General features: G+C 71.1%; 18 protein-coding genes and 1 pseudogene. 6 read left to right on the forward strand and 13 right to left on the reverse strand.

Going from position 1 to position 26,087, the window contains the following annotated elements; translation table 11 throughout:
• Nucleotides 1–6: 6 nt before the first annotated feature.
• The 6 genes from CRP56_RS43785 to CRP56_RS43810 all read right to left on the reverse strand — a co-directional run bounded on the left by CRP56_RS43785 (nt 7) and on the right by CRP56_RS43810 (nt 6,153).
• On the reverse strand, nt 7–1,260 hold the full coding sequence (locus tag CRP56_RS43785; RefSeq protein ID WP_097275381.1) for a cytochrome P450 family protein: 1,254 nt from the start codon (nt 1,258–1,260) through the stop codon (nt 7–9).
• Between the two features lie 137 nt (nt 1,261–1,397).
• On the reverse strand, nt 1,398–2,264 hold the full coding sequence (locus tag CRP56_RS43790) for a Bax inhibitor-1/YccA family protein (protein ID WP_097275383.1): 867 nt from the start codon (nt 2,262–2,264) through the stop codon (nt 1,398–1,400).
• 133 nt (nt 2,265–2,397) lie between these two features.
• Nucleotides 2,398–2,865, reverse strand: coding sequence for an SsgA family sporulation/cell division regulator (locus CRP56_RS43795; RefSeq protein WP_097275385.1), 468 nt, complete (start codon nt 2,863–2,865; stop codon nt 2,398–2,400).
• Nucleotides 2,866–3,088: 223 nt separating this feature from the next.
• On the reverse strand, nt 3,089–4,786 hold the full coding sequence (locus CRP56_RS43800) for an amidohydrolase (protein ID WP_097275746.1): 1,698 nt from the start codon (nt 4,784–4,786) through the stop codon (nt 3,089–3,091).
• A gap of 102 nt (nt 4,787–4,888) precedes the next feature.
• The gene (locus tag CRP56_RS43805) at nt 4,889–5,290 is read right to left on the reverse strand and encodes a DUF2255 family protein (RefSeq protein ID WP_097275387.1); all 402 of its coding nucleotides are present in this window, start codon (nt 5,288–5,290) and stop codon (nt 4,889–4,891) included.
• Complete coding sequence (locus tag CRP56_RS43810; protein ID WP_097275389.1) at nt 5,287–6,153, reverse strand: helix-turn-helix domain-containing protein; 867 nt, start codon at nt 6,151–6,153, stop codon at nt 5,287–5,289. Before CRP56_RS43810 ends, CRP56_RS43805 begins: the two co-directional genes overlap by 4 nt.
• A 180-nt stretch (nt 6,154–6,333) precedes the next feature.
• On the opposite strand from CRP56_RS43810, the gene CRP56_RS43815 reads away from it, so the two are divergent.
• The gene (locus CRP56_RS43815; RefSeq protein WP_097275392.1) at nt 6,334–7,254 is read left to right on the forward strand and encodes an alpha/beta hydrolase; all 921 of its coding nucleotides are present in this window, start codon (nt 6,334–6,336) and stop codon (nt 7,252–7,254) included.
• Between the two features lie 10 nt (nt 7,255–7,264).
• Here the strand turns inward: CRP56_RS43815 and CRP56_RS43820 are convergent, their stop codons facing one another.
• Entirely contained in the window at nt 7,265–7,693 is a 429-nt protein-coding gene (locus CRP56_RS43820) for a hypothetical protein (protein ID WP_097275393.1), read from the reverse strand.
• Between the two features lie 120 nt (nt 7,694–7,813).
• Here CRP56_RS43820 and CRP56_RS43825 point away from each other — a divergent pair, with 120 nt between their 5' ends.
• Nucleotides 7,814–8,353 (forward strand): CGNR zinc finger domain-containing protein, encoded by a 540-nt coding sequence (locus CRP56_RS43825; RefSeq protein ID WP_306459476.1) that lies wholly within the window; start codon nt 7,814–7,816, stop codon nt 8,351–8,353.
• Nucleotides 8,354–8,841: 488 nt separating this feature from the next.
• Here the strand turns inward: CRP56_RS43825 and CRP56_RS43835 are convergent, their stop codons facing one another.
• Nucleotides 8,842–10,419 carry a GMC family oxidoreductase gene (locus tag CRP56_RS43835; protein WP_097275396.1) on the reverse strand — a complete coding sequence of 526 codons (1,578 nt, stop codon included), beginning with the start codon at nt 10,417–10,419 and terminating at the stop codon, nt 8,842–8,844.
• A 132-nt stretch (nt 10,420–10,551) separates the two neighbouring features.
• Between CRP56_RS43835 and CRP56_RS43840 the strand changes: the two genes are divergently transcribed.
• Nucleotides 10,552–11,298: a TetR/AcrR family transcriptional regulator gene (locus CRP56_RS43840; RefSeq protein ID WP_097275397.1), complete on the forward strand. Its 747-nt coding sequence runs from the start codon at nt 10,552–10,554 to the stop codon at nt 11,296–11,298.
• 128 nt (nt 11,299–11,426) lie between these two features.
• Here CRP56_RS43840 and CRP56_RS43845 read toward each other — a convergent pair whose 3' ends face one another.
• The 5 genes and pseudogenes from CRP56_RS43845 to CRP56_RS48835 all read right to left on the reverse strand — a co-directional run bounded on the left by CRP56_RS43845 (nt 11,427) and on the right by CRP56_RS48835 (nt 16,679).
• Nucleotides 11,427–12,452 (reverse strand): RICIN domain-containing protein, encoded by a 1,026-nt coding sequence (locus CRP56_RS43845; RefSeq protein WP_097275399.1) that lies wholly within the window; start codon nt 12,450–12,452, stop codon nt 11,427–11,429.
• A 120-nt stretch (nt 12,453–12,572) separates the two neighbouring features.
• Nucleotides 12,573–13,942 (reverse strand): annotated as a pseudogene (gene dacB, locus CRP56_RS43850) (D-alanyl-D-alanine carboxypeptidase/D-alanyl-D-alanine endopeptidase).
• Between the two features lie 990 nt (nt 13,943–14,932).
• Nucleotides 14,933–15,379, reverse strand: a complete 447-nt coding sequence (locus CRP56_RS48825) for a hypothetical protein (RefSeq protein ID WP_257042231.1) — start codon at nt 15,377–15,379, stop codon at nt 14,933–14,935.
• A gap of 123 nt (nt 15,380–15,502) precedes the next feature.
• The gene (locus CRP56_RS48830) at nt 15,503–16,042 is read right to left on the reverse strand and encodes a hypothetical protein (RefSeq protein ID WP_257042232.1); all 540 of its coding nucleotides are present in this window, start codon (nt 16,040–16,042) and stop codon (nt 15,503–15,505) included.
• 43 nt (nt 16,043–16,085) lie between these two features.
• Complete coding sequence (locus CRP56_RS48835; protein WP_257042233.1) at nt 16,086–16,679, reverse strand: helix-turn-helix domain-containing protein; 594 nt, start codon at nt 16,677–16,679, stop codon at nt 16,086–16,088.
• Nucleotides 16,680–16,731: 52 nt separating this feature from the next.
• Between CRP56_RS48835 and CRP56_RS43865 the strand changes: the two genes are divergently transcribed.
• The 3 genes from CRP56_RS43865 to CRP56_RS43875 all read left to right on the forward strand — a co-directional run bounded on the left by CRP56_RS43865 (nt 16,732) and on the right by CRP56_RS43875 (nt 26,067).
• A complete protein-coding gene (locus tag CRP56_RS43865) occupies nt 16,732–19,692 on the forward strand; it encodes a S8 family serine peptidase (protein ID WP_257042234.1) in 2,961 nt (986 codons plus the stop codon).
• 307 nt (nt 19,693–19,999) lie between these two features.
• On the forward strand, nt 20,000–21,463 hold the full coding sequence (locus CRP56_RS47880) for a hypothetical protein (protein WP_179851379.1): 1,464 nt from the start codon (nt 20,000–20,002) through the stop codon (nt 21,461–21,463).
• Entirely contained in the window at nt 21,460–26,067 is a 4,608-nt protein-coding gene (locus CRP56_RS43875; RefSeq protein WP_097275403.1) for an FtsK/SpoIIIE domain-containing protein, read from the forward strand. Before CRP56_RS47880 ends, CRP56_RS43875 begins: the two co-directional genes overlap by 4 nt.
• The last annotated feature ends 20 nt before the right edge of the window (nt 26,068–26,087 follow it).

The following is a 26,087-nucleotide window of genomic DNA, read 5'->3' on the forward strand; positions in this document are numbered from 1 at the left end:
GGCGTCTCAAGTTGATCCGTCCGCCCGCCCGGTCGTCCGGCAGCGGACAGGGAGCGACAGCACCCCGCGAACGATGCCGGAGCCGATCCACTCCAACGAGTCCGCCGGTACGGCGAGTTCGAGCTCCGGGACGCGGGCCAGCAGAACCCGCAGGGCGATGGCCGCTTCCAGGCGGGCCAGCGGGGCGCCCAGGCAGTAGTGGATGCCGTGTCCGAAGGCCAGGTGCCGGGCGCCGGGGCGGGTCACGTCGAGTACGGCGGGGTCGGCGTCCTCGGCCTGCGGGGCGTCGTGCCCGGCCGAGCCCAGGGCGACGACGACCATGCTGCCCCGGGGGACCGGCACGCCGGCGAGTTCGATGTCCTCAGCCGCGTAACGGCTGGTGGAGCGCTCGACGGAGGTGTCGTAGCGCAGGAACTCCTCCACCGCGCCGGGGATCAGCTCGGGTCGCTCACGCAACAGCCTTAGTTGTTCGGGGTGTTGGAGGAGGCCCAGTTCGGCATTGCCGAGCAGGTTCACGGTGCTCTCGTGGCCCGCCACGACCAGCATCAGTGCCGTGCCGACGAGCTCCTCCTCGGAGAGCCGGCCGTCCTCCTCGTCGCGCACGGCGACCAGGGCGGACAGCAGGTCGTCCTGGGGGCTGCGGCGCTTGTCCGCCAGGAGGCCGGCCAGCAGGGCGTGCAGGCCGCTCAGCGCCGCGCGGTGCTCGGGGGAGGCGACCCGCAGCGCCTGGGCCGACCAGCGGCGGAAGTCCAGATGGTGTGCGGCGGGGATGCCGAGCAGTTCGGCGATGACCGTGGCGGGCAGCGGGGCGTTGAACGCCTCCACGAGATCCACCTCGCCCGCCGGGGGCAGTGCGTCGATCAGGTCGTGGGCGATCTGCTCGATGCGCGGCGCCAGTTCGGCCGTGCGGCGGGGGGTGAAGGCGGCCGCGGCCAGCCGTCGCAGCCGGGTGTGCTCGGGCGGGTCGGCCTCCATCATCTGCGCGCCGAGCCCGACGGAGGGCTTGTTCAGGACGTAACCGGCGGCGGCCAGGGCCTCGGCGGCTGGGGTGGCGTCCTTGAGCAGGGCCGGGTGGGTGAGCGCCTCGCGCGCCAGGTCGTAACCGACGACCACCCAGCCCTTGAGACCGAGGTGGAACTGGGCGGGATGGATGGGCCCGAGCTCGCGGAGACGGGCGTACCGCGCGGGGGCGTCCGCCTTGAAGGCGGCGTCGATGACCACCCGGCCGTCCTGGTACGGGCACTGCTCGTGCGGGCTCATGGTGCGGCTCCCCCGTGGTGGCGGTCGGGCGGTCTTCATGACAACGAGCTTGCTCCCATGGAGGGTTCAGGCCACGGGCGCACCTGAGGGGCATGCGCGGTGCGCATGCCCCTCAAACGTCGGTCGTGGCGGGGTGATCAGTTGTCGCTGTTGAAGAGCGACAGCACCCGCAGCACCTCCAGGTAGATCCACACCAGGGTGGTGGTGAGGCCGAAGGCGGCCAGCCAGGCCTCCTCGCGCGGGGCGCCGTAGGCGACGGCGTCCTCGACCTGCTTGAAGTCCAGGGCCAGGAAGGCCGCGCCGAGCACGATGCCGACGAGACCGAAGACGATGCCGAGGCCGCCGCTGTGGAAGCCGAGGCCGTCCCCCGCGCCGAAGGCGGAGAAGAGGAGGTCGGCGACGAGCAACAGGACGAAGCCGGTCGCGGCGGCGCCGACGAAGCCGGCGAACCGCTGGTTCACACGTATCCAGCGCATCCGGTACGCGATGAGCACGCCCGCGGACACCGCGAAGGTGCCGAGCACCGCCTGCACGACCACGCCGGGCGCGATGTACGTCGAGATCGTGCTGGAGAGAACGCCGAGGAAGACGCCCTCGAAGGCCGCGTATCCGAGGATCAGGCCCGGGGACGCGGTGCGCTTGAAGGACTGGATCATCGCCAGGACGAAGGCGATGAGGGCGGCGCCCGTCGCCAGGCCGTAGGAGCGGCCGAGGTTCGCCTCGTCGACGGGGAGCAGCAGCCAGGCCAGCACAGCCGTTAGGACCACCGTGCCGAGCGTCGTCGCGGTGCGGACGACGACGTCGTCCATGGTCACCGCGGTCGAGCCGGTCCGGACGGCCTGGTCGGTCTGGTCGGCCTGGGCGTAGGGGTTGGTCAGGTAGTCGTGGTCGTCCGTCGGGCGGCCGCCGACGGTGGCGCCCACCGGCCGTCCCGCGCGAGCGGCTGCCCGACCGGAGTCAGGGGTGCCTCCCCAGCGGGACAGGAAAGGGTTGCTGGTCCTCACTTCGGTCCTCCTCGTCGCCGCACACGTGCGGCTTGCGGCACAGGGTGTCGTCGGGACGGAAACCCTGTGCGTCACCACTCTGACAGGTGACGGTGTGGAGGGCAAGTCACCCCCCGCGTGGTCCCTGACACGCTCAACCCGCGGCAGCCTCCGGGCCGTCGAGCAGATCCATGAGGAACTCGTCCCAGTCCAGACCCGCCATCTCCGCCTCGGCCGAGATGATCCGGTACGTCGTGTCGAGCCACTGCGCCAAGGGCGGGATGGGCACCTCGAACAGGGCCTCCACCTCCTGCGATTCCAGCAGCAGCCAGGACGATCGCCGCTCCCCGGGCGCCATCGGCCACATCCGGACGTCGCCGCAGCCGCTCATCGCCGTCAGCCCCCGATGGAGCAGTTCACGGCCGATGCGCCAGACCAGCCCCGGGCCGCGCTCCGCCACGAACTCCACCGTGATCACCGCGGGCATGTCCGGGTCGAACCGGAACTTCGCGGTGATGGGTTGTCGGGTGAACTCGTCGATCATCTGGTCGATGGGGAGGTATAGCGAGGGCACGAGCTCGGGCGCCGAACGCGCCCTCAGGGGTGACTGATCACGGTGCATGACAGGAGTTCCCCCTCCTTCGGTCGAAGTGTGTGCTCACCACTGTTCTCCGCGCGCCGGGGCAGCACATCGGTCAGTTGACGGTGCGGGTGGCGGCGCCGGGGGAATCGCCGCGAGGTGTCTCGCGGAGCGCGGACGGTCTGACGTAAGTCACACATACCTCCGCCCGCGGTCGCGGGGGCGCGACGACCACGGGCGGAGGCGTGTGCGGGGCGGTGTGCCGTCAGGTCACCGGGGCGAGGGCCGGGCCGGTGCCGCCCAGCTGCTCGGTGGACACGATCGGAGTCACGGGCCAGGTCACGCCCTTGGGCGGCCAGGACTGCCCGGTCGCCTTCAGGAACTCCGCGGGCGGCTCGTACAGCGGGGGCTGCTGCCCGTCGGGGATCATCGAGGACCATGCGAGGCCCTCGGTACGGTCCTTGAACTCCTGCTTCATCGCGTCCAGCAGGTTCGGCTGCTCGATCAGGTCGATCGCTCCCGCCGCCAGATAGCGGGCGGCCGACAGCAGCGCCTGATGGCCGATGTTGGTGGCCGCGGTCGCGGTGGCACCCCAGTTGTGGTTCGGGATGCCGGGCGGGTAGGTGGCGGACAGCAGCACGGCGGTGGGCGCGTGCCAGCTGATGTCGGCGGTGTCGGTGGCCAGACCGCCGGTGTACGCCGCCGCCGGGGGCGTGAGCGGGGTCAGTTCGGTCGGCATCCCCACCTCGGGCTTGCCCAGCGACTTCTGGACCGCCTTCGCCAGGGCGTGGTCGGCGTCGGTGAACCGCGGGGCGCCGATCTGCCGCATGTTGTCGTTGAGCAGCTCCGCGCCGGCCTTGTTGGCCAGCAGGTTCCAGGTCCCGGAGTGGAACTTGTGCACCAGACGGGTCTGGCTGGCCTGGGCGGCGGCCTTGCCGCACTCCACGATCTTGTCGTACAGCACCTTGGCGCGCGCCGGGCTTCCCTCGCGGACGAAGAACCAGATGGAGCACATGTCCGGGGTCACGTTCGGGGCGCCGCCCCCGTTGATGATCGCGTAGTGGAAGCGGCCGGACGGGGCGACGTTCTTCTCCCGCAGGTACTCCGACATCGTCGCCATCAGCAGGGCGCCGTCCAGGCCGGACTTGTTGCCCAGCGGGGTGCCGCCGTGGCCGGAGGCGCCGAGGAAGGTGAAGGTGGCCGATATCAGGGCGCTGGTCGTGTTCCAGAACGGCACCGTGATGTTGAAGGGGTGCCAGTCGAGGAACGCGTCGAGGCCGTCGTAGACGCCCGCCTTGACCGCGTACGCCTTGCCGACGAGCTGCTCCTCGCCCGCGCTGCCGAACAGCTTGACGGTCGCCTTCAGCCCGTGGGCGCGGATCGCCCGCGCGACCGCGATGGCGGCGGCGGTGCCGCCCGCGCCGAGGGCGTTGTGGGCGTCGCCGTGGCCGGCGCCGTACGTGGGGCCGTAGGCGTCGTAGTGGTAGACCAGCGGGTCGTGGGTGCCCACGCCCTTCTTCTGCGACAGGCCGGGCAGGGCGTCGTACTCCGCGTTGAAGCCGATGACCGGGCCCTCGGTGCCGTATGTGGCGACGAACGCGGTCGGGAAGCCGCCCGCGCCCCAGGTGACCGTGAAGCCGTTGTCCCGGAGTAACTTCGCGTGCGCGAGGGAGGACTTCCACTCGCGCAGCGACAGCTCAGCGTGCTGCCACACCTCGTCACTGAGCCTGGTGATCGCGTCCTGCTCGGCCGAGATCCAGTCGAGGGCGGTCTGCTTGGCCGCGGTGTCCCGCGCCAGCCCCTTGGGTGCCCGATACGTGGCGGGGGCGACCCCCGTCTTCTCGTCGTAGCCCAGCGTTGCCGCGAGCACTGGGTCGGCCTGGAGGATGGCCGCCGTGCTCGCGGTGGCGCCCAGACCGAACATCTTCAGCAGGCGTCTGCGGCCGGGATGGAAGTCATTCATGTCAGTCTCGTCCTCGGTGTGTGGTCGTGACATGCCGAAGAGGAGCATATGTGTCTGCTCGACGATGGGGGCGGAGACACCTGACAGTTCAAGTGGCACGCGTCACATGTGAGAAGACAGGGATTCTTCCGTGCGAAAACCTGCCTCAGGTGTCGGATCGATGCGGATGGTCGCGGCCCGGGCCTCCGGGCCGGCGACGAGGGCGTCGGCGATGGGGCCGTACTTGGTGCGGAAGGCGGCGTCGAGCCCGATGGGTGGTTCGAGGTCCTCCGTGGTGAGCACCACGGCGTGGCTGACGTCGCCCACCTGGATCGTTCCGTGGCCGTGTGTGCGTGCCGCTTGGTACCAGCGGGAGCGGACGCCCCGGTAGGCACGGACGTACAGTTCGCCGTCGACGACGACCATGCCGATCTCCACGCCGGGACGGTCGCTGTCTCCGGCGGTCAGGAACAGGGAGTAGGCCTCGGAGAACAGGGACTGGTCTTCGGGTTTCCAGGCGGTCATCGGTTCACAGCCTCGGGATCGGTGGCCTCCGCGGTCCAGGAGGCGAGAATGCGCAGGGCGTCGTGGGAAGGGCTGCCGGGCTCGGCGGTCAGGACGATCAGGCGCTGTCCGGAGCCGTCGGGGCTGGCCCAGGTGTCGCAGTCGAGAGTGAGGTCGCCCACCAGGGGGTGGCGGTAGTGCTTGGTGCCGTAGGTGGCGCTGCTCACCCGGTGTTCGGCCCACCAGGTGCGGAAGTCGGCGTCCCTGATCGACAGTTCGCCGACCAGGCGGGCGAGTTCCGGGTCGTCGACGTCGGCCGCGGCCTCCAGGCGCAGGGCGGCCACCGCGTCGCGGGCGTCGTGTTCCCAGTCCACGTCCAGCTCCCGCATCGCCGGGTCGGTGAACAGCAGACGCAGGTAGTTGCGGCGGGCGGCCGGTACGGCGGCGAAGTCGGTGTAGAGGGCCGCGGCGGCCTGGTTCCAGGCCAGGATGTCCAGGCGTTTGCCGAGGACCAGGGCGGGGGTGTCGGTGAGCTGGTCCAGCAGGCGGCGCATGGCGGGGCGCAGGCGTTGCGGTGCCCGGCGGCGGCGTGGCCGGTCGTCGGTGCGGCCGGCGAGTTCGTAGAGGTAGCGCTGCTGGTCGTCGTCGAGGCGCAGGGCGCGTGCCAGGGTGGCCAGGACGGGGGCGGAGGCGCGGACGCGGCCCTGTTCGAGGCGGGTGTAGTAGTCCACGCTGATCGCGGCGAGGGCGGCGACCTCCTCCCGTCGCAGTCCCGTGACCCGGCGTGCGGACTCCGTCGTCGGCAGGCCGCACTCCTGCGGGTCGAGCTGCGCCCGCCGGGCCCGCAAGAAGGCGCCGAGGTGGGAGTCGGGTGTCGGTTTCATGTTCTCCAGTGTGCTGCGGATGAGGTGAGCCCGGCACAGGTATGAGGGGGCAGGTTCTTTCCCAGGCAGAAACCTGTCTCTCCCGCGATGAGGGCGGACGGTGGATGGTGGATATGTGCCCGGCGGAGACCGGGCGCTACCAACCTCGTTCGTCCCCGAAACATCTCAGGAGTGTTCGCCATGTCCAGGACCCGCGTCAGCTTTGACAGCGTCGGCATCGAGATCGCCGCACACCTCTACCTCCCCGACACCGGCGAGGCCGGTCCGCGTCCGGCGCTGGTGGTCGGCCACCCCGGGACCGGGGTGAAGGAACAGACCTCCGGCACCTACGCGGCACTGCTGGCCGAGCGCGGTTTCGTCACCCTCGCCTTCGACGCCGCCCACCAGGGCGAGTCCGGCGGGCTGCCGCGCGGTCTTGAGGACCCCGCCCAGCGCATCGAGGACTTCAAGGCCGCCGTCTCCTACCTGACCACCCGCGAAGAGGTCGACGCCGAGCGGATCGGCCTGCTGGGCGTGTGCGCCGGCGGCGGCTACTCGCTGGCCGCGACCGGTGGCGACCACCGTGTCAAGGCCGTCGCCACCGTCTCCACCGCCGAACCCGCCCGCCAGTTCCGCTTCGGCGCCGACGGCTCCCAGGACCCGGCCGTCTTCCAGAGCCTGCTGGACGCCGCCGCGGCAGCCCGCACCCGCGCCGCGCGCGGCGAGGACCCCGGCGTGCTGACCATGTTCCCCGACACCGCCGAGGAAGCCGGTGCCCTCGGCGGCGAGCACGGCATCGAGGGCTGGGAGTACTACTGCGGCGCCCGCGGCTACCACGAGCGCTCCGCGAAGTTCCTCACCTGGGACAGCATCGACAAGATGGCCTCCAGCGACGTCTTCCGCTCCGTGCCTCTCATCGGCCCCCGCCCGATCCTGCAGATCATCGGCGAACGGGCCGTCACCGCCTGGATGGCCACCGAGGCCCACCAGGCCGCCACCGGCCCCAAGGAACTCCACCGCATCCCCGGCGCCAGCCACGTCGACCTCTACGACAAGCGTGAGTACATCGACCCCGCCGTCGACATGCTCACCGACTACTTCACCACTCATCTCACCAAGTGACCGCAGGACGTCACCTGGCTTGCAGCGGCCCCGCGAAGGACTTGCGCAGCGACCCGGGGGCGGCGAGGGGGAGCAGGCCGGCGAGCATCTTGCCCTTGACCGTCTGGGGCTGCCGGGTCAGTTCGACGTCGATCCGGGTGCCTTCGCCCTCCGGGGTCATCCGGAAGACCCAGCCGCCGCCCGGGCCGAACAGCTTGGAGTCGAGCGTGGTGATGGTGACCGTGTCACCGGCGGGCTCCCACTCGTAGCGGGCCCGTTCCCAGGCCGCTGAGGTTCCTTCGGTGACCTCGGCCCAGGTGTCGCCGAGGTCGTGGACCTCGAAGTGCTCGGCGTCGATCGTGGGCCATGCCTTGGTCCGTGCGGGGCTGAAGTCGGTGAGCACCTGGAGCACGTCCTTCGGACCGAGCTGGGAGACGAGGTGGAAGCGTACGACTGTCATGGCAGTGTCCTCACTGGAAAGTAACCGTTCTGACCGGTGACGAGAGCTTCCCAAAGGTTTTCGTCACCTGTCAAGATGGTTACTATTGAAAGGCGGTCAGATCCCTGCCCAGGAGGTCGAGTGAGACATGTGTTTCCGTGCGGAATACCCGCACTCGACTTTGTGGGCACCCTGCAAGAGCGGCGGACACCGGTCCCCCTCGAGCGGATCGGCTCTCCCGCGCTGCTCGACTCCTGGTTGGTCCAAGCCGGGCTGCTCGACCGGCACCCCGGCTCCGACCGGGCCGATCTGTGCGCGGCGCTGGAACTGCGGGAGGCGATCTACGCCTTGGTCAGTGCCCGGCTCACCGGCTGTGCCCTGCCCGTCAAAGCCGTGATCACCGTGAACCGGCAGGCCGCCGGGGTCCCGGTGGTGATGCGCCTGGGCGTCGCGGGCAGCAGCCGTTCCGGCAAGACCGCCCAGGCCCTCACCGACCTCGCCCGCCAGGCCGTCGAGATCCTTGCCGGCGACGACGCGACGCTGTTGCGTGAGTGCGGGCGCACCGACTGCACCCACGTCTATCTCGACCGCTCCCGAGGGCGCCGACGCGAGTGGTGCGCGATGCGGACCTGCGGAAATCGCGTCAAGGCAGCCGCGCTGCGGGCCCGCCGACGGGCATGACACACGCCGCAAGGCCCTGGCCGACGCTGACTTCGGCGGCATGGCTCGTCGCGGCGCGGGGGGCGGCTCGCTGGTCGAGGACGACGGCCGCCTTGCCGTCCGCCGCTTTGGCACCCGGATCGACGGCGCCGCTGTCGTCGTCCTTCAGGTTGCAGGTCTGGCAGTCCCAGGGGCCGCGCGATCTCCGGGACCCGTGCGGACCACGGTGCGGGCCGCATGGTGGCGCCGTCGAGGCGCACCACCGTAACGCTGCCGTGGGCGTAGGTCGTCTTCCCGTCCGCCGAGCACACCCGGTAGCCCGTGGTGCGATGTCGAACGTCTTGGCGACGTTGAACCCGTCGCCTTCGAGGCTTTGTTGCCGCCGAGGACCTGGCCCGGCCAGAAGCAGGCCCCTCGGGGCCAGGTCCGCGGTCATCCTTGCTCCTGGAGTCGTGTCAGCTGCCCGCGAAAGGGAAGATATGCGTGAACACGTGTCCAGGAGGTCAGCCTCAGACGCCTTCGGAGACGAGCTCTGCGGCCCGTTCCGCGATGGCATATACGGTCGCGTTGGTGTTGTTGGAGGGGATCGAGGGGATGATCGAGCCGTCCGCCACGCGCAGCCCCTCCAGCCCCCGGACTCGTAGCCTGGAGTCCACCACGGACTCCTCCTCCTCACCCAGTGCGCAGGTGCCGACCGGGTGGCAGTAGGACGTCACGCCCGTACGCATGTACGCGGCGAGCGCCTCCGCGCCGGTGACGTCCGGGCCCGGGGCGACCTCCACGGCACCCCAGGGTGCCAGCGCCTTGGAGCGGGCGATCGCGCGCGCCGTCTCGATGCCGGAAAGGGCGGTACGTACGTCCCGCTCGTCTGTGAAGTAGCCGGGGTCGAGCACCGGCGTGGCGTACGGGTCGGCGGAGGTGATCCGCAGAGTGCCGCGGCTGTACGGCAGCAGGGGGGAGACAGCGATGGAGAAGCCGTTCTCCACGGCGGCCACCGGGTTGGGGAACGGGACGTCGACGAAGATGATCTGCAGGTCGGGGCCGTCGAGTTCGGGTGTGCTGCGCAGCAGACCGATGATCTCGCCGTGGTTGGCACGCGGCGTGGGCACGGGACGGACGGCGCGGTAAACGAGGTCCACCTTCGGGTGGTCATGCAGGTTGCGGCCCACGCCGGGCAGCTCGTGAAAGGCTTCCACCCCGGCCTTGCGCAGCTCCGCCGCGGAGCCGACGCCGGACCGCAGCAGCAGCTGGGCGGAGCCGATGGTGCCCGCGGTGAGAACCACCTCACGGCTGGCCCGCGCCTTGAGCACCCGGCCGTCGACGCCGTATTCGACCCCCGTGCAGCGGTCGCCGCGGAAGAGGAGCCGGTGAGCCATCGCCCCCGTGACGACGGTCAGGTTGGGGCGGCCGAGGACAGGGGTGAGGTAGGCGTCCGCGGCGCTCTGCCGACGACCGTCGACGATGTTGAGGTCGACCGGGGCGAAGCCCTCCTCCAGGCCGCCACTGATGTCGTGTGCCCGGCGCTGTCCGGTCTCGATCGCGCCGTCGAGGCAGGCGAGCAGCACCGCGTTGGGGTCGGCCGTCGGGGCGACGGTCAGCGGGCCGCTGGTGCCGCGGCCCGGGGCCCCGCTGACGGCGGTCTCGGTACGCTGGAAGTAGGGCAGCAGGTCGTTGAAGGTCCAGCCCTTGGCACCGTGGTCGCTCCACCTGTCATAGCTGGTGTGATGACCCCGGGCGAAGACCATGGCGTTGATCGCCGAGGAACCCCCGAGCCCCTTGCCGCGCGGAACCTGGACGCGCGGTCCGGGTTCGAGGGCGGAGCCGGAGTACTGGGGGACGGTCGTGACACCCCAGCTGGCCGGGGTCTCCTCCAGGGCGGGCCAGGCCGGCGGATGGGCCGCGATCGCCGGCGGTGTCGCGGCGCCGGCTTCCAGGAGCAGGACCCTGACGTCGGCGTCCTCCGTCAGCCGCGCGGCGAGGACACAGCCGGCCGAGCCGCCCCCGACGACGATCACGTCGTAGCCCAGCTCGGCAGCCTGCTCAGGGTCGAGTCGGGGGACGGAATGGGGGGAGTGCTGACGTTCCATGGCCACAAGCTCCTTCTGATGTGCGTCCGCGAGAGCCCGACGTACACACGTGTGAATGGGGCGAGCAGGTGCTCACGGTCAAACGTATCATCAGTGGAATCAGCGATATGTATGCGTTGATATCATTGGTTCATGTTCATCGAGACGCAGGCAGAAGCGGCACCCGAGGGCCTGACCATGCGGCGCAGGATCGTCCTGGCCGCCGCCAGGCTGCTGGAGGAAGGCGGCTTGGACGCCGTGTCGACGCGGGCCGTCGCCGCTGCCGCCGGTGTGCCGGCGCCGTCGATCTTCCGGCTCTTCGGTGACAAGGACGGGTTGCTGGACGAGGTGGCAGAGCACGGTTTCAAGCGCTACCTGGAGATCAAGAACGAACTGCTCGTCGGCGACGATCCGGTCCAGAGACTGCGGGAGGCATGGGACCTGCACATCCGCTTCGGGCTCGAGCACCCCGGCTACTACGGTCTTGTCTACGGACAGCCCCGTCCGGGGCGTATGCCAAAGGCCGGCCAGCGTGCCGTCGCCGGTCTGCGCGGCATGATCACCCAGGTCGCGGCCGCCGGGCGGTTGAGCATGAGCGTCGAGCGAGCCACCCAGATCATGCACTCCTCCGGTGTGGGCACGATCATCACCTTGCTGAGCCTCCCGCCCGATGCCCGGGACCCGCGCACCGCCGACATCGCCCGTGAGATGGTGATCAGTACCCTGACGCTTCCGCCGGTGGAGGGCCGGACCGACACGCCCACCGCCTCCCGCGCGACCCTGGCGAGCCACACCATGGCCCTGCGCACCGCTCTGGACCAGGACGCCGCCACGGCCCTCACCCCCGGCGAGCGTGCCCTGCTGAGGGAGTGGCTGGACCGGCTGGCGGACGGCAGCTGACCCGTCCGGCGCGCCGGCTCCCCCGTCGGCTCTCGGACGGAAGGCCTGCTCACGCCCGTCTGAGCGTGTCCGACGACTCGCGCCGGACCCGTCTGCTTCGTACCTTCTTTGCCGCCGGCCCCGCGCTGCTACTGCGTGGACCACTTCTGGTTGTCCTGGCCGGAGCAGGACCACAGCTGAAGCCTGGAGCCGTTGCCCTGCTGGTGGTCCCGTACGTCCGCGCACTTGTCGGCGGGCACGTTCACCAGGTCGTGCGAGGAGTTCAGCACGAACCGCTGCGCCGCACTCCCGTTGCACGTACCGATCTCGAGGTCGGTGCCGTCGTCGGTCGACCCGCCCGCCAGCTGCACGCACATACCGAGCGCACGCATGGTCCCGCCGGTGAACGTCCACCGTTGTGAGGCGGCACCGGAGCAGTCCCAGATCATCAGCTTCGCGCCCTGCACGGCCTGGCCGCCGACGATGTCGATACAGCGGTTCGAGTCGTGGCTGAATATGTTCACACCCGGCACCGCGGCCTCGGTTGTGGCCTTGGGCCGGCCGTCGGTCGCCGCCTGATCGGTGCTGTCCGCCTCAGGAGCCGCCGACTTCTTGCCCGACCCACTGCCACTGGGTGAGGCGGAGGCCGACGTCTTCGAGGCACCGGGCTTCTTGCCCGACGCGTCGGCGGACACGCTCGCCGGGGTCACCGAAGCGCCTCCGAGCGCGTCGAGGACGTCGGTGTCCCGGTCGGAGGTCACGCGCACCGAATCGTCGGCACGCTGGTCGTCGTCGGAGCCGTTGACGACACCCAGGGTCACCAGGACCCCGATCACGGACAACAGCCCGACGACACCGACGACGCCGAGAGCGCCGCGAAGCCCCTCACGCCGGGGCTTATCGGCGGTGTCCGGAGAGACGGTGGGGGGCAGGGGAGTGTGCGCGGCCGAGGAGAGCGGGGCGGGCTCCCGGCTCGCGTCCGCGCGTCCGGCGGTACCCCGCGACCCGAGTGAGGAGAGCTGGGTGAGCCGGGGCAGCGAGCCGCCACGTCTGTCGGCCGCGGCACCCTCCGGTGAGGGGTCGGAAGCAGAGCCGGCCGAGCTGACCGACTTGGCACTGCCCGGAACTCTCTTCGGGAGTTCCCCTTCCGGCCGGGGCGTGTGGGGAGGGTTCATGGATTCCTTTCCAGCGGAGCCGAGGGAGAGCGTCCGGGCCCGGACGGGGCGGCACACAGGAGCGCCGCCCGACCTCGGCGGTCGGACGGTGCCCGGTCTGTCCGGTACGCAGCGGCGGCCCTAGCCCCAGCAACCGTTCACGGTGGCGGCCAGGCCGTCCATCGCGTCCTTGATGTCGTTCGGAGCGGCCGTCGAGTCGTTCTCGATGAAGGAGAAGACCCGCCACTCGCCGTCGTCGGTCCTGGTCAGACCGCTCAGGGCGAGGGCACCGGTGAGCGTGCCGGTCTTCGCCCGCACCTTGCCGACCGCGCACTGGGAGTTCGGGTCGTTGAACCTGCCCCACTCCGGGCCGAGGGTGGAACCCGCCTCGTCGGCGACCGGCAGGCCGTCCAGGATGGTGCCCAGGGTGTGCGCGTGGCGTGGTTCGGTGAGCAGTTCGAGGATCTGCGCCAGGGTGGCCGCCGGGATGCGGTCGGCCCGGGACAGGCCACTGCCGTCGTGGATCTCGAAGTGGTCGAGCGAGACGCCGTAGTGCCTGAGCACCTCGCGGACGACGTCGGTGCCGCCCTCGAAGGTGGCGGGATGTCCGGCGCCCAGGGCGGTCATTCGCAGCAGGGTCTCGGCGATGTTGTTGTCGCTGGTCTTGAGCATCTTCTTGACGATGTCCGCCAGCGGCGCCGAGGTGTGCCGTGCGACCGGTACGCCGGTGCGGTCGGCGGTGCCACGTGTGACGTCGCCCTCCACCGTGACGCCGTCCCGCGCGAGCAGCTCGGCGAAGGTCTGCCCGGCGTCGAGAGAGGTGTCCTGGATGCCGTGGTCGTCGACGACGAGGGCGCGGACCGGGGCGACGGTGTCCGGGTAGTAGCCGTCGTTCCAGCCGTCCGCGAGGGTCGGCGCCGGGAACAGGCTGTCGTCCACGGCGCCTTCACCGAGGTCAGGCCTGCTCTCTTCAGCCCCGCGACCGAGCTCCGCGCCATCTCGGCGAGGTCGGCCCTGGTGAGGGTGCGGTCGCCGCCACCGACGAGGGTGAGGGTGCCGTCGCCGTATACCACCTTTGTGGTGAACCGGTGGTTCGGGCCGAGCACCCACAGGGCGGCGGTCGACGTGGCCAGCTTGACGTTGGAGGCCGGCATCAGCGCGGTGGAGCCGTTGTGGTCCCACAGCGTGCTGTCGGAGTCCGCGTCGAGGACGACGCCACTCACGTCCGCTCTCAGTCGCTGGTCGAGTACGCGGGAGTCGAGGTTCGCGGCCATCCGCTGATCGTCGGCGTCGATGTCACCGGTCTGGTCGGCGGCCGCGGTCGTGGTGCCGTTGCCGGACGCGGCGAAGGCGGAGGGCGCGGCCAGCGCGGCCGAGGCCATGGGAACGGCGAGCGCGAGCACGAGCGCCCGCCGCGCATGCGAGCCACTCTGTGAGGGCCTTCGGTGCCGGCGACGGCCACCGGGCACGAAGGCGTTCGGCTGTTGTGTTTCCTCTGCCGCGTTACTCATGGAATCCAAAGGGTTGTGAGTCCAGAGACATGTGAAAGGGAGGTCGGCGCGCACCCTACCACCCGTCACCAACGCACATGTGTCCGTTGGCAGTTGACGGGTGTGTCTAGACTGGCGCGCGTTTCCCGGCCGGTGCGGAACATGGAGGATGCCGCCGATGAAACCCCTGTGGCGGAGGGCGGCCGTCCCCTGGCCCGGTCTGTGCCCTTGGTCCGTCGTGGCGGCACTGGCTCTGGTGGCCGCGGGCCGGACGTGCCGGTCCGCCCTGCCCCGCGGCATGGAACTGCCCTGTGCCACCTACGGGTTCGGTGACCTGCGATATCGCTGCCCCACGGGGCCTGGTGAAGTCCGTCGATGTGTACGGACAGACGGCGTGACGGTGCGCAACGCGGGCCGCTCCCGCGTCTATGTAACGTGCATAGACGGGGCCCGCCAGGGCGAGCGTGAGCAGGGACCACAACGGGCGCTCGAACCCGGAGCCGAGACCACCCGCTGCGCGGCACGAAACAGGGACCGAGCACCTTGGAGGTGGTCCGGGTCCGGTGACGTCCCGGACGCGAACGATGCGCGTGTGAACCTTCCGGCCGCTCCGCTCCGTGTCCTGCATGGCGGCCGTTGCACCCGGCAGGGGCGTCCGGGCCGATGAACCAGGATGGCCACAGACCAGAACACCACCCGGCCGGCCGGAGAACCGGACGAGCAGCACGCTGTGCACAACGAAGCCGACGACCCGCATGAACTCGTCGTCATAAACCCGGAGTTCAAGGCCGACGCCCCCGACGCCCCCGGCGCCACGCGCGGCTACGGGCACGGGGCCCGATCCACCGGGCGCAATTCTTCCCCGGCATCACCGGCTGGCTGGTCGTGGACTACGACCTCGCCCGCGAGGCGCTGACCCATCCGGCGCTGCTCAAGGACCCCGGAACCGGCCGCCGCGACGCTGGAGGCGGCGGGGTTCCTCGGCCACAAGCGCGGCACCGGGTTCGGCGCCTAGATGCTGGAAACGGACCCACCCGAGCACACCCGGCTGCGCCGCCTGGTCTTGGGTGTCTTCTCCCGCAAGCGGTCCGCCGCGATGGAACCACGCATCACCGAGATCGCCAACGACTCGCGCAACGACAGCTCCGCGTGCTGCCACACCTCGTCACTGAGCCGGGTGATCGCACCCTGCTCGGCCGCGATCCAGTCGAGGGCGGTCTGCTTGGCCGCGGTGTTCTGCGCCAGCCCCTTGGGTGCCCGGTACGTGGCGGGGGAGACCCCCATCTTCTCGTCGTAGCCCAGCGTCGCTGCGAGCACCGGGTCGGCCTGGAGCATGGCCGCCGTGCTCGCGGTGGCGCCCAGACCGAACATCTTCAGCAGGCGCCTGCGGCCGGGATGGAAGTCGTTCACGTCCGTCTCGTCCTCGGGTGTGAGCGTGTGAATGTGTGATCGGGACATACCGCCGAGGAGCATATGTGTCTGCCGTCGGTACGGCATGTGCACCGAACGCGTGTGAACCCTTCCCGGTCAGATTCCGTCTGTCTTTACAGACGCCCTTCGCTCGGCTGAGGAGTGAAGGGCTCAGCGGCCGTCCCGGCCCCCCGCCGGGCCGGCCGCATCCAGCGCCTTTGTCATATCAGGCCCAGGCCGGCAGCCTTGATCCCTGCCTGGAATCGGGTGTCGGCCCCGAGCTTGGAGCAGGACGGCGGTTACCCGGCGGGTCGCTGTCCGGGTGCTGCACCCCAGTTGGCGTCCGATGGCCAGGTCCTTGAGCCCGGCCTTGAGCATCCCGAGGATGAGGACGTCCTCCGGGCCAAGGGCGTCGTCGTCGGCGGGGGCGGTGCCGGTGATGGGTTCGGCGCGCGCCCAGTAGGCCTCGTAGAGCTCCATCAGGGCGTCGAGCATGCCGGACGGATGGATGACGACGAGGTCGTCGTAGACCGGCCCGGACAGCGGGACCAGTGCGACCTGCTTGTCGATGATGTGCAGTTTGAAGGGCAGCTGGGGAAGCATCCTGGACTGCTCGCCCAGTTCGGAGAGCCGCCGCACTGTGGCGAACCGGCCGGGGCGCTCCATCGACTGGGGGCAGTAGATCGAGCGCACGTCGATGCCCCGGCTCAACCACGTGGCCGTGATGGCGAACTCTTCTTCGTTGCTGTGGAATTCACCGTCGGGCCTGCCTATGTAGGGTGGCCCGGTCCAGCGCCCACATGTGGCTCGTCGCGGAGTTGCTCAGCCGGTCGACCCGCTCCCGGATGAGCTCACGGTCCGACAGAACCTCGATGAGACGGTGCGGATCGGAGCGCAGCCGGCCCGCGCGGTAGTGCTCGGCGATCCGGTCGATCTCCGTGCACGCCGCCGCCAGCGTCGACTCCACCTCGAACTTCCGCCTGGCCAGCAAGGGCAGCAGAACGCCTTCGGGGTTCGTCGCCTGGAAAGAAGTACCGGCCGAGCCGTGCAGGAGCCCGAGTTCGCGTAGTCGAGACGCGGATCGCAGGACGTCGGTCTCTGACACCCCAAGGGAGTTCGCGATCTCCGCGGGGACGGCCCGACCGCGGTCCAGGAGGCACCGGTACACCCGTTCGTCGGACTCCGCTATGCCCAGAGCGGCAAGAACGTATGCGTACCTCCGTCGGATAGGTAGGTAACCACCCTGGCGCGGTTGGCCATCCGTCCAAATTCGCCAACACCGTATCTGGACACCTGTCAGCGGTGCAACGTTCACTTTCTCCGCCGGACATGTGTCTCCGGCTCGCATCCTCTCCCTGGAGAACCGTGTGACTTCAACGCTCCGAAGAAGGACTCTGCCTTTGAGCGCGGCGGTACTCGCCGTCTCCCTGACCGCGCTCTGCCCCGCCTCTCCCGCTCGGGCCGCCGGAGAGCCGCCGACCCCCGTCCCCGTGACCGGGGACCTCAAGTCCGGGCGCTACATCGTCACTCTCGCCGACGAGCCCGTCGCTCTCTACCGGGGCGGCGTGGACGGCCTGGCCGCCACCGCGCCAGCCCCGGGAGGCAAGCTCGACACGTCCAGCGCCCAGGCACACGGATACCGGGACTACCTCCAGGGGCGGCAGAACAAGGCCGCTGCCGCGGTCGGCGCCAAGATCCGCCGGCACTACTCCGTGGTAACCAACGGGTTCACCGCGAATCTGACGGCCGTACAGGCGGCCCGGCTCAGTGGGCAACCAGGCGTTCTCCAGGTGAGGCCGGACGCCTGGAACAAAACCACCGACGACGCACGGTCGACGGATCTCATGGGGCTGTCCGGACCGAACGGCGTGTGGTCGGCGCTGGGCGGCACCGCGAAGTCCGGCAAGGGCGTGGTCGTCGGCGTCGTCGACACCGGCATCTGGCCCGAGAGCAAGTCGTTCGCCGCGCCCGCCCTCGGCAGCACGCGGCCCACCGCCAAGGACCCCTACCGCCCGTACCGGTCGGGCGACACGATCAGGATGAAGAAGGCCGACGGCGGCACCTTCACGGGTACCTGCCAGACCGGCGAGGAGTGTACCGCCGCGGCCTGCAACTCCAAACTCATCAGCGCGCGGTACTTCAGCCACGCCTATCTCGCCGCGGTTCCCCCCGAGCAGCGGGACGACTACATATCGCCGCGCGACCGCGAGGGGCACGGCACCCACACCGCCTCCACCGCGGCGGGCGACGCGGACGTTCAAGTGACCGTGGCGGGCAAGGGCTTCGGGAAGATCTCGGGCGTGGCCCCGGGCGCCGCGGTCGCCGTGTACAAGGCGCTCTGGAAGGACCGGGGCGGCGCCGACTCCGACATCGTCGCGGCCATCGACCAGGCGGTCGCGGACGGCGTCGATGTCATCAACTACTCCGCGAGACAGATCGTGGAGACCTCGCTCGACTCACCCATCCAGCAGGCCTTCCGGGCGGCGGCGCAAGCCGGGGTGTTCGTGTCCGCGTCCGCGGGCAACAACGGTCCCTCCCCGGCGTGGATAGACAACACGGCCCCATGGATCACGACGGTCGCGGCCAGCACCATGGCGACCCCCGAGGCCACCGTGCGACTCGGCGACGGCCGGACCTTCGTCGGAGCCAGCGTCACCTTGGACGCCGAACTCGGCCCGAAACCCCTGGTGCCGTCCACCGACGTGCGACTGGCGTCGGCGGCACAGAGCGCGGCGGCACTGTGCCAGGAAGGCACCCTCGACCCGGACAAGACGGCCGGGAAGGTCGTGGTGTGCGACCGCGGGGTCAACACCCGGGTGAGCAAGTCCGCCGAGGTGGCCCGGGCCGGAGGAGTCGGCATGGTCCTGGTGAACACCAGCGACCAGGACACGGACGGAGACATCCACGTCGTCCCCACCGTGCACCTGAACACGCCGGCCGCCACGACGGTCCGCGCCTACGCGGCGACACCCGGCGCCACCGTCGTGCTGAAGCCGGGCGGCTCCACGGGGACGCCGTACCCGCAGATCGCCCCGTTCTCCTCCCGAGGGCCCTCGGATGAGAACAAGGGCGCCCTGATCAAGCCGGACCTGGCCGCACCGGGCGTGGCCGTCCTCGCCGCCGTCGCCCCGCCCGACAACCAGGGGCACGACTTCGACTTCATGTCGGGCACGTCGATGGCCGCACCGCAGGTCGCCGGCCTCGCGGCCCTCTACTTCGGCGTGCACCCCAAGTGGTCCCCGATGGCGGTCAAGTCGGCCCTGATGACGACCGCCGTGGACACCAAGCTCGCCTCCGGCGGCACCAACACCGACGTGTACGCGCAGGGTTCCGGCGTGGTCAACCCGGCCGCGATGCTCAACCCCGGGCTGGTGTACGACTCGTCCAACCGTGACTGGCTCGCCTACGAGGAGGGCCTGGGCATCGACACCGGGACCGGCGTCGCACCGGTGGCACCGAGCGATCTGAACTACCCGTCCCTCTCCGTGGACCAGCTGCTCGGCTCGCGCACCCTCACCCGCACGCTGACCGCGGCCGAGCCCGGCACGTATCGGGCGTCGGTGAAGCTGCCCGGCTTCACGACCAAGGTCCAGCCCGCCACCCTGCACTTCACCCGCGCCGGGCAGAGCGCGAAGGTGAGCATCAAGCTGACGCGGCCCACGGCCCCCTCGGGGGTGGCCGTCACCGGTTCCCTCACCTGGACCGGCAGCGGGCGCGTGGTTGTGCGCAGCCCGATCGTGGTGACACCGCAAGGGCTGTTGGCCCCCGAGCAGATCTCGGGCACCGGCAGCTCCGGAAGCGTCTCCTACTCCGTGACCCCGGGCACCGAGAAGCTCACCCTCACCGCCTACGGCCCGGTCGCGGGCGCTCCGGTGAGCGGTGAACTCCGGCAGGAGACCGGCGGCTACCAGGAGTTCGCCGTCACGGTGCCCGAGGGGAGCAAGGCCGGCGCGTTCTACGCCACGACCAAGGACCCCGCGGCCCGGGTGTACCTCTGGATCGCTCCCATGCTGCCCGACGGCACCGCGGGACCGGGCGGCGCGCTGAGCGATCCCACGCATCAGGCACGCGTCGCGATGGCCGACCTGAAACCCGGCAAGTATCTGGCCACCGTCATCACCGGCTGGTCCCCGGGCTCGGCGTTCTCGTCCGACATCAAGTTCGAGTTCCAGGCGAACGTGGTGGGTACGAACACACCGAGCAAGGGTACGTTCAGCGTGTCCCCCACCCGCCCGGTGACGAAGCCGGGTGTGCCCTTCGACGTGACCGGCACCTGGTCCGGTGTGGACACCAGCGGGCCGGCCACCGCTTACGTGGAATACCCCGACGGTACGGGAACGCTCGTACACATCGATGGCTGAACCCTCGCCCCGGTGGGCCGCCACGGCTGGCCGCCGGACCTGCGTCCCGGTCCGTCCGGGCGCGTGTCGGCAAGGGCACCAAGGCATGCCGGTGTCACATGTGAGTCGTCCGGACGGGGTCGCGCGTGCAGGGGACACGTTTCCGCTTAGACTCGGCGGTGACAGCGGCGCGAGACGGTCGCGGTCACACCTGTGCGGCCGGGGGAGCACACACCTGGTATATGTGTCGTAGCCCTTGAGACATCCGGTCGTTCTCCGGTCGGCGACATATCGAGGGGTTCTCGTGCACATCCATCAGGTGGGTCCGATGGAGGCCTGGACAACGGCGGCCCGAGCCGACAGGACGCTCGCCCTCTCCTGGGACTCGGGTGCCAGCGCCCTGATCCTCGCGCTGGCCGAACTCCTGCTGCTCGTCTGGCTGTTGGTGCGCTGGCTGGTGCGCAGGCAGGGCGGCCGTCGCCGGGCCTGGCGCCGACTGGTCCGCCAGGTCCGCCTGACCCGTCAGGCCTTCTCCGAGCCGGTACGCGAGTTCCTGCGCTTCCGCGCCGCCGTCAGGCGGCTCACCCGGCTGCTGGCGTCCGACGGGCCGGTGACCATCGCCCGGCACGCACTCGACGGTGTCGACGCCGAGGTCCGCCCCACCGCCCCCCAGGCCTTCGGCTTCGCGGTCGCGGTCCGGCCCGCCACCCGGCGCAGCGACGGCGAGGTCGCCGTGTCCGTGGCGGGCCGGGGCGTGCCGCCGCCCGGGCATCCGTGGGAGACCGAGGACGATCCGCTGCTGTGGTACGCCTCCGCCGTTGACGCCGAGGGTGCCGGAGCCGGGCTGCCGGCCGATGCGCCCAGGGTTCTTGTGCCGCTCGGACTGAGCGACGACGGCGCAGTCTTCCTCGACCTCATGCGCGGGCCCCGCATCCTCACCACCTACGGCGACCGCCGGGCGGTCCGTGATTTCGTCCAGGCTGTGGCGGCCTACCTCGACCTGCCGGGCGGCCCGGCCGACGTGCTCGTGACGCGCGGAGTACACCCCCGCTTCGACGGCCCCGACCTGGACGAGGTGCTGCACTCCCTCGTGTACCTGACGGCCGACCGCACCCGGCCGGTGGTCGTGGTGTGTGCGGCGCCGGACGACGAACAGGCGGCGCGGCTGGCCGAGTTGGCCGGTGCCGGACTGCTGTGTGCTGTGGTCGTCGGACCGGTCTCCGTCCACCGCTGGGAGATCCGGGTCAACTCGCGTGGTCGTACCGAGACACCCGGCCTGGACATTACGACCGACGCCGCGCCGCTCGGTCCGGCCGTCGCCCGCGTGGCCCGCGTCGCCCGCAGGATTGGTTCGCGCAGGCCGCGCGCCGAGCGGCCGACGGGTGGTGCGGTTCCGTCGGTGAGTGGGGCCGTGCGGTCGCGGTCGGCTGGACCGCGACCCCCTGCCGGGCCTCAGCCTCCTGCCGGGCCTCGGCCTCCCATCGGCGGCCCTGAGTCGCGTCGCCCGCTGCCGGAGCCCGTCGGGTCCGGTACCCGCCCGGGGGCGTCTCTGACCGCCGAGCCCGCCTCCACCGCCTCCGTCGGCACCACGGCCGCCCCCTCCGCCAGCACGACCACCTCCACCCCCGCGGAACCCCTGCCCCCCGCCCCCACCGAACCCCTGTCTCCCGCCATCCGAGACCTGTTCGCCGAGCCGGAGATCAGCGGAGTCTCGGCGGCCGGAGCCGGAGCCGGAAGCGGTGACCCCGACCCCCTCGAGAACCCCCGAGCCGAAAGGCGGAACGAGTCGTGAAGTTCCTCGTCACCACCGTGGACGACCAGCGGCGGGAGCGACGCGACGTACTCGTCAACGCGGCCACCGCCACCCCCGTCCGCAGGCTCGCCGCGCAGCTGGTGGCCGCGCACCAGGGCGGCGCGCCCGGAGAGGAATCGGAGGCGGCCGCCGCCGAGCAGGACACCCCGCTCTATCTCGGCGACCGGCTGCTCGACCCCGACCTCGCTCTGGCCGCCTCCGGGATACGGGACGGCAGCACCCTCGGCCTGGGTCGCCCGGTCGCCGACGCCGCCTCGGTCTACGGCCCCGCCCGCGACGAGATGCCCACGCCCAAGGCGCCCGGTTCCGCCCCGGTCGTCGAGATCCAGGTGATCGGCGGTCCGGACGCCGGACAGGTGTACCAGCTCGGCGTCGGCACCCATCTGATCGGCCCCCGGGTCGGCAGCTCCGTGCCTCTGGCGGGCCGGGGCGTGCCGGAAGAGGGGCTGCGGCTGACGGTGCGTCCGGACGGTACGGTCCTCGCCGTACTGCCCGAGGACGACGGGCAGGTACGGCTGTCGCTTCCCGAGGCGCCGGCGCCGCGCCCGCGCGTGGACGTGGTGGCACTGCCGCCCGAACCTGATCCCGGCCCCGGCCTCGATGAGCAGGAGTCCGACGGGTTGCCGCGCGGCTGGACCGCCTGGGAGCTGGACGGTGAACTCGTCGTCGGCGAGCACCTGTTGCGCGCGGCCCGGCCCACCCTGGCCGATGCCGCCGTGGTGGCCTCGCCGAAGGCCAGCCTGGACTTCAACCGGCCGCCGCGCCTGCTGCCCCCGCTGCAACCGGAGACCTTCCGGCTGCCCGGGCCGCCCGAGCCCCCCAAGCGCCGCCCGCTGTCCTTCCTGCTGATCATCGCTCCGATGTTCATGGGCGTCGCCATGGTGTATTTCTTCCACTCTTTCCTCTACCTGATGTTCATGGTGCTCAGCCCGGTCCTGGCCGTCGGCAACTGGATCAGCGGGCGCCGCGGCGGACGCAAGGAGTACCTGGAGGGCGTCGCCAACTACCGGCTGCGGCGCGCCTCGCTGGAGGCGGACGTGCGGGCCAAGGTGGAGCACGAGCGGCGGGTGCGGGTCGCCTCCGCGCCCGATCCGGCGGTCGTCGGGCTGATGGCCGTAGGACCGGGTGCGCGGTTGTGGGAGCGGCGGCCGTCCGACCCCGACAACCTCGTGCTGCGGATCGGCACCACGCAGCAGCAGTCGTTGTTGCAGATCGACGACGGGTCCCGTGAGGACAACCACCGCACCGCGCACTGGCAGATTCCCGACATGCCTATCGGCGTGGACCTCGCGGGCAGTCAGGTCGTCGGTGTCGCCGGTCCCGAGGAGCCTGCCCGGGCGCTGGCCCGCTGGGCGGTGGCGCAGGCGGCCGTCCTGCACAGCCCGCGCGACCTGAAGATCTGTGTACTCACCGACAGCAAGGCCGCCGACGCCTGGGAGTGGGCCCGCTGGCTGCCGCACGCCCGGTCCGGGCTGTCCGCCGCCCAGGACAACGCGCCCGTCATCCTGCTCGGCAACGACCCCGAGACCGTCGCCAACCGGGTCACCGAGCTGATCAACGTCATCCGCAACCGCAACCAGGCGCAACAGGCCACCCTGCGCGGCGCGCTGCTCAGCGAGCCGGATGTGCTGGTCGTCCTGGACGGGGCGCGTGAACTGCGTGACGTGCCCGGCATGGTCCAGGTGCTCAAGGAAGGTCCGCTGCGCGGCATCCACCTGCTGTGCCTGGACCGTGAGGAGCGGATGCTGCCCGAGGAGGCCAGCGCGGTGGTGTCCATCGCCCGGGACACCCTCACGCTGCGCCGCACCGGTATGCCCGACATAAGCGGCATCCGCCCGGACTACGTCACCGCCGAGTGGGCCGAACGCCTGGCCCGCGGCATCGCCCCGGTTCACGACGTCACCCCGGATGCCGGTGGCGGACTGCCCGACAGCGTCTCTCTGCTGGACCTGCTGGACCTGGAGCCTCCCACGGCCGAGGAGGTGCTGCGGCGCTGGGAGCGCCGGCCGGCCTCCACGTCCGCGCCCGTCGGGCAGGGATTCGACCGGACGGTCGCCTTCGACCTGGTCAAGGACGGCCCGCACGCGCTGATCGCGGGTACCACCGGCTCCGGCAAGTCCGAGCTGCTCCAGACCTTCGTCGCCTCTCTGGCCGCGGTGAATCGCCCCGACGAACTGACCTTCGTGCTGGTCGACTACAAGGGCGGCAGCGCCTTCAAGGACTGTGTGCGGCTGCCGCACACCCTGGGCATGGTCACCGATCTCGACAGCCACCTCGTGCAGCGCGCGCTCGCCTCGCTGACGGCCGAGCTGCTCCGGCGCGAACACCTGCTCGCCGCGGCCGGCGCCAAGGACCACCCCGAGTACCGGGCCCTGCGCCGCCGTGACCCGAACCTGCCGCCGATGCCGCGCCTGCTGCTGGTCATCGACGAGTTCGCCACCCTCGCCCGGGAGATCCCCGACTTCATCCCCGGCCTCGTCGGCATCGCCCAGCGCGGCCGCTCCCTGGGTCTGCACATGGTGCTGGCCACCCAGCGGCCCGCCGGCGTGGTCACCAGCGACATCCGCGCCAACACCAACCTGCGGATCTCGCTGCGCGTCACCGACGCCACCGAGAGCACCGACGTACTGGACGTGCCGGACGCGGCGAGCATCTCCCCGGCCACCCCGGGCCGGGCCCTGGTGCGCACCGGGCACCGTTCGGCGATGAGTTTCCAGACCGCGTACGTGGGTGCTCCTCGCCCGCAGCACGAGGAGTCCCAGGAGCAGCGCCCCGCCCAACTCCCCGACGACGACGCCGGGGTGTGGATGACCCCGCTGTCCTGGCAGGGCCTCGGCCGCCCGGTGGAGGCACCCCAGGAGAGCGAGGACGAGTTCGCCCTCCTCGACGACGAGGAGGGGCCGACCGACCTGATGGCGCTGGTCGACGCGCTCGTGGCGGCGGCCGAACAGTACGGTCACCAGTCGCAGCCCAGCCCCTGGCTGCCGCCGCTGGCCGACACCCTGACCCTGTCCGACCTGCCGGAACCGGCCGCTCCCACCGGCGACGGACGACTGGTCCCGGTCGCCTGGGCCCGCGAGGACCTGCCACAACTCCAGGCGCAGCCACCGGTGTTCCTCGACCTCGACACCTTCTCCCACCTCTTCGTCCTGGGCATGCCGCGCTCGGGCCGCTCCCAGACGCTGCGCACCATGGCCGGCGCACTGGCCCGCGCCAACTCCTGCGCGGACCTGCACCTCTACGCGATCGACGCGGCCGGCGGCGCGCTGTCGGTGCTCTCCGCGCTCCCGCACACCGGTGCCGTGGTGCCGCGAGCCGACCTGGAACGCCTGGGGCGGCTCCTCAACCGGCTCACCGCCGAACTCGTCCGCCGCCAGGAGCTGATGACCACGCATTCGGCCGGCCACATCACCGAACTGCGCGCGGCCCTGCCCGCCAACCAGCGCCCGCCGCACCTGATGCTGCTCATCGACGGCTGGGACACGCTCAGCGCGCTGATCGGCGAGATCGAGGAAGGCCGCATGGTCAGCCAGGTCGGCATGCTGCTGCGGGAGGGCGCGGCGGTCGGCGTGCACGTCGTCGCCACCTCCGAACGGGCCCTGATGGCCGGGCGGATCGCGGCGCTCAACGACAACAAGCTGCTGCTGCGGATGAACGACGTCGGCGACTACACCATGAGCGGCATCCCGCGCGAGCAGATCCCCTCCGTGATCCCGGCCGGGCGCGGCTTCCGCACCGACACCGGCGGCGAACTCCAGGTCGCCGTGCTGCCGGGCGGTCTCAGCGGCCCGGAACAGGCCGACGCGGTACAGAAGATCGGCACCGAGGCGGCCGCCCGGGACCTGGGCGTGCCGGCGCCGTTGCGGCCGTTCCGGGTGGAGACCCTGCCGATGACGATCGGCTTCAAGGAGGCGTACGGCCGGGCCGGCGCCGCGCCGCGCGGCCCGCTGACCGCCATGCTCGGGCTCGGCGGCGACAACGTGGCCCCCGTGTGGGTCGACTTCGCCGGCGTCGCCTCGACGTACTCGATCGTCGGCCCGCCCGGCTCGGGCCGCAGCACCGCACTGCTGTCGCTGGCCGCGTCCCTGCTGCGCGCCGGGACCGGCGTGGTGGCCCTCACTCCCCGGGAGTCGCCGCTGCGCGGCCTTGCGGGTCATCCGAAGGCGGTCGTGCTGTCCTCGCCCGCTCCGGGCGAGGAGGAGCTGCGGGCGGCGCTGGAGACGGTCGGCGGTGCCGCGGTCGTCATGGTGGACGACGCCGACCTGCTGGGCATGTCACCGCTGGACGGCATGCTCCGGGACATCGCCTCCTCCGGCCGCGACCGGTCCGTCGGCCTGGCCGTCGCCGGTCCCGCCGAGGCGCTGGTGTCGCCGCTCAGCACCTGGATCGGGCAGGTACGGCGGTCCCGTAAGGGCCTGTTGCTGTCCCCGCAGACCATCAGCGAGGGTGACGTCCTGGGGCTGCGGCTGCCGCACAACGTGATCCGCGTCAACCGGGTCCCCGGGCGGGCCTTCACGGTCGACGAGGCCGGGGCCCTGATGACGGTCCTGGTGCCGGAGACCGTGGCCGCCGACGCCCGCTGAGGACGAGCGAACGGAAGAGG

The organism is Streptomyces sp. TLI_55 (genome assembly GCF_900206255.1).
Lineage (GTDB): Bacteria > Actinomycetota > Actinomycetes > Streptomycetales > Streptomycetaceae > Streptomyces > Streptomyces aquilus.

Bases quoted from the DNA above. Each gene is read 5' to 3' on its own strand.
- CRP56_RS43805 (WP_097275387.1), bottom strand. From the start codon at position 5,290: ATGACCGCCTGGAAACCCGAAGACCAGTCCCTGTTCTCCGAGGCCTAC.
- CRP56_RS48835 (WP_257042233.1), bottom strand. From the start codon at position 16,679: ATGCGAGCCGGAGACACATGTCCGGCGGAGAAAGTGAACGTTGCACCG.
- CRP56_RS43785 (WP_097275381.1), bottom strand. From the start codon at position 1,260: ATGAGCCCGCACGAGCAGTGCCCGTACCAGGACGGCCGGGTGGTCATC.
- CRP56_RS43835 (WP_097275396.1), bottom strand. From the start codon at position 10,419: ATGGAACGTCAGCACTCCCCCCATTCCGTCCCCCGACTCGACCCTGAG.
- CRP56_RS43795 (WP_097275385.1), bottom strand. From the start codon at position 2,865: ATGCACCGTGATCAGTCACCCCTGAGGGCGCGTTCGGCGCCCGAGCTC.
- CRP56_RS43815 (WP_097275392.1), top strand. From the start codon at position 6,334: ATGTCCAGGACCCGCGTCAGCTTTGACAGCGTCGGCATCGAGATCGCC.
- CRP56_RS43840 (WP_097275397.1), top strand. From the start codon at position 10,552: ATGTTCATCGAGACGCAGGCAGAAGCGGCACCCGAGGGCCTGACCATG.
- CRP56_RS48825 (WP_257042231.1), bottom strand. From the start codon at position 15,379: ATGTCCCGATCACACATTCACACGCTCACACCCGAGGACGAGACGGAC.
- CRP56_RS47880 (WP_179851379.1), top strand. From the start codon at position 20,000: ATGGAGGCCTGGACAACGGCGGCCCGAGCCGACAGGACGCTCGCCCTC.
- CRP56_RS43800 (WP_097275746.1), bottom strand. From the start codon at position 4,786: ATGAATGACTTCCATCCCGGCCGCAGACGCCTGCTGAAGATGTTCGGT.
- CRP56_RS43810 (WP_097275389.1), bottom strand. From the start codon at position 6,153: ATGAAACCGACACCCGACTCCCACCTCGGCGCCTTCTTGCGGGCCCGG.
- CRP56_RS43845 (WP_097275399.1), bottom strand. From the start codon at position 12,452: ATGAACCCTCCCCACACGCCCCGGCCGGAAGGGGAACTCCCGAAGAGA.
- CRP56_RS43820 (WP_097275393.1), bottom strand. From the start codon at position 7,693: ATGACAGTCGTACGCTTCCACCTCGTCTCCCAGCTCGGTCCGAAGGAC.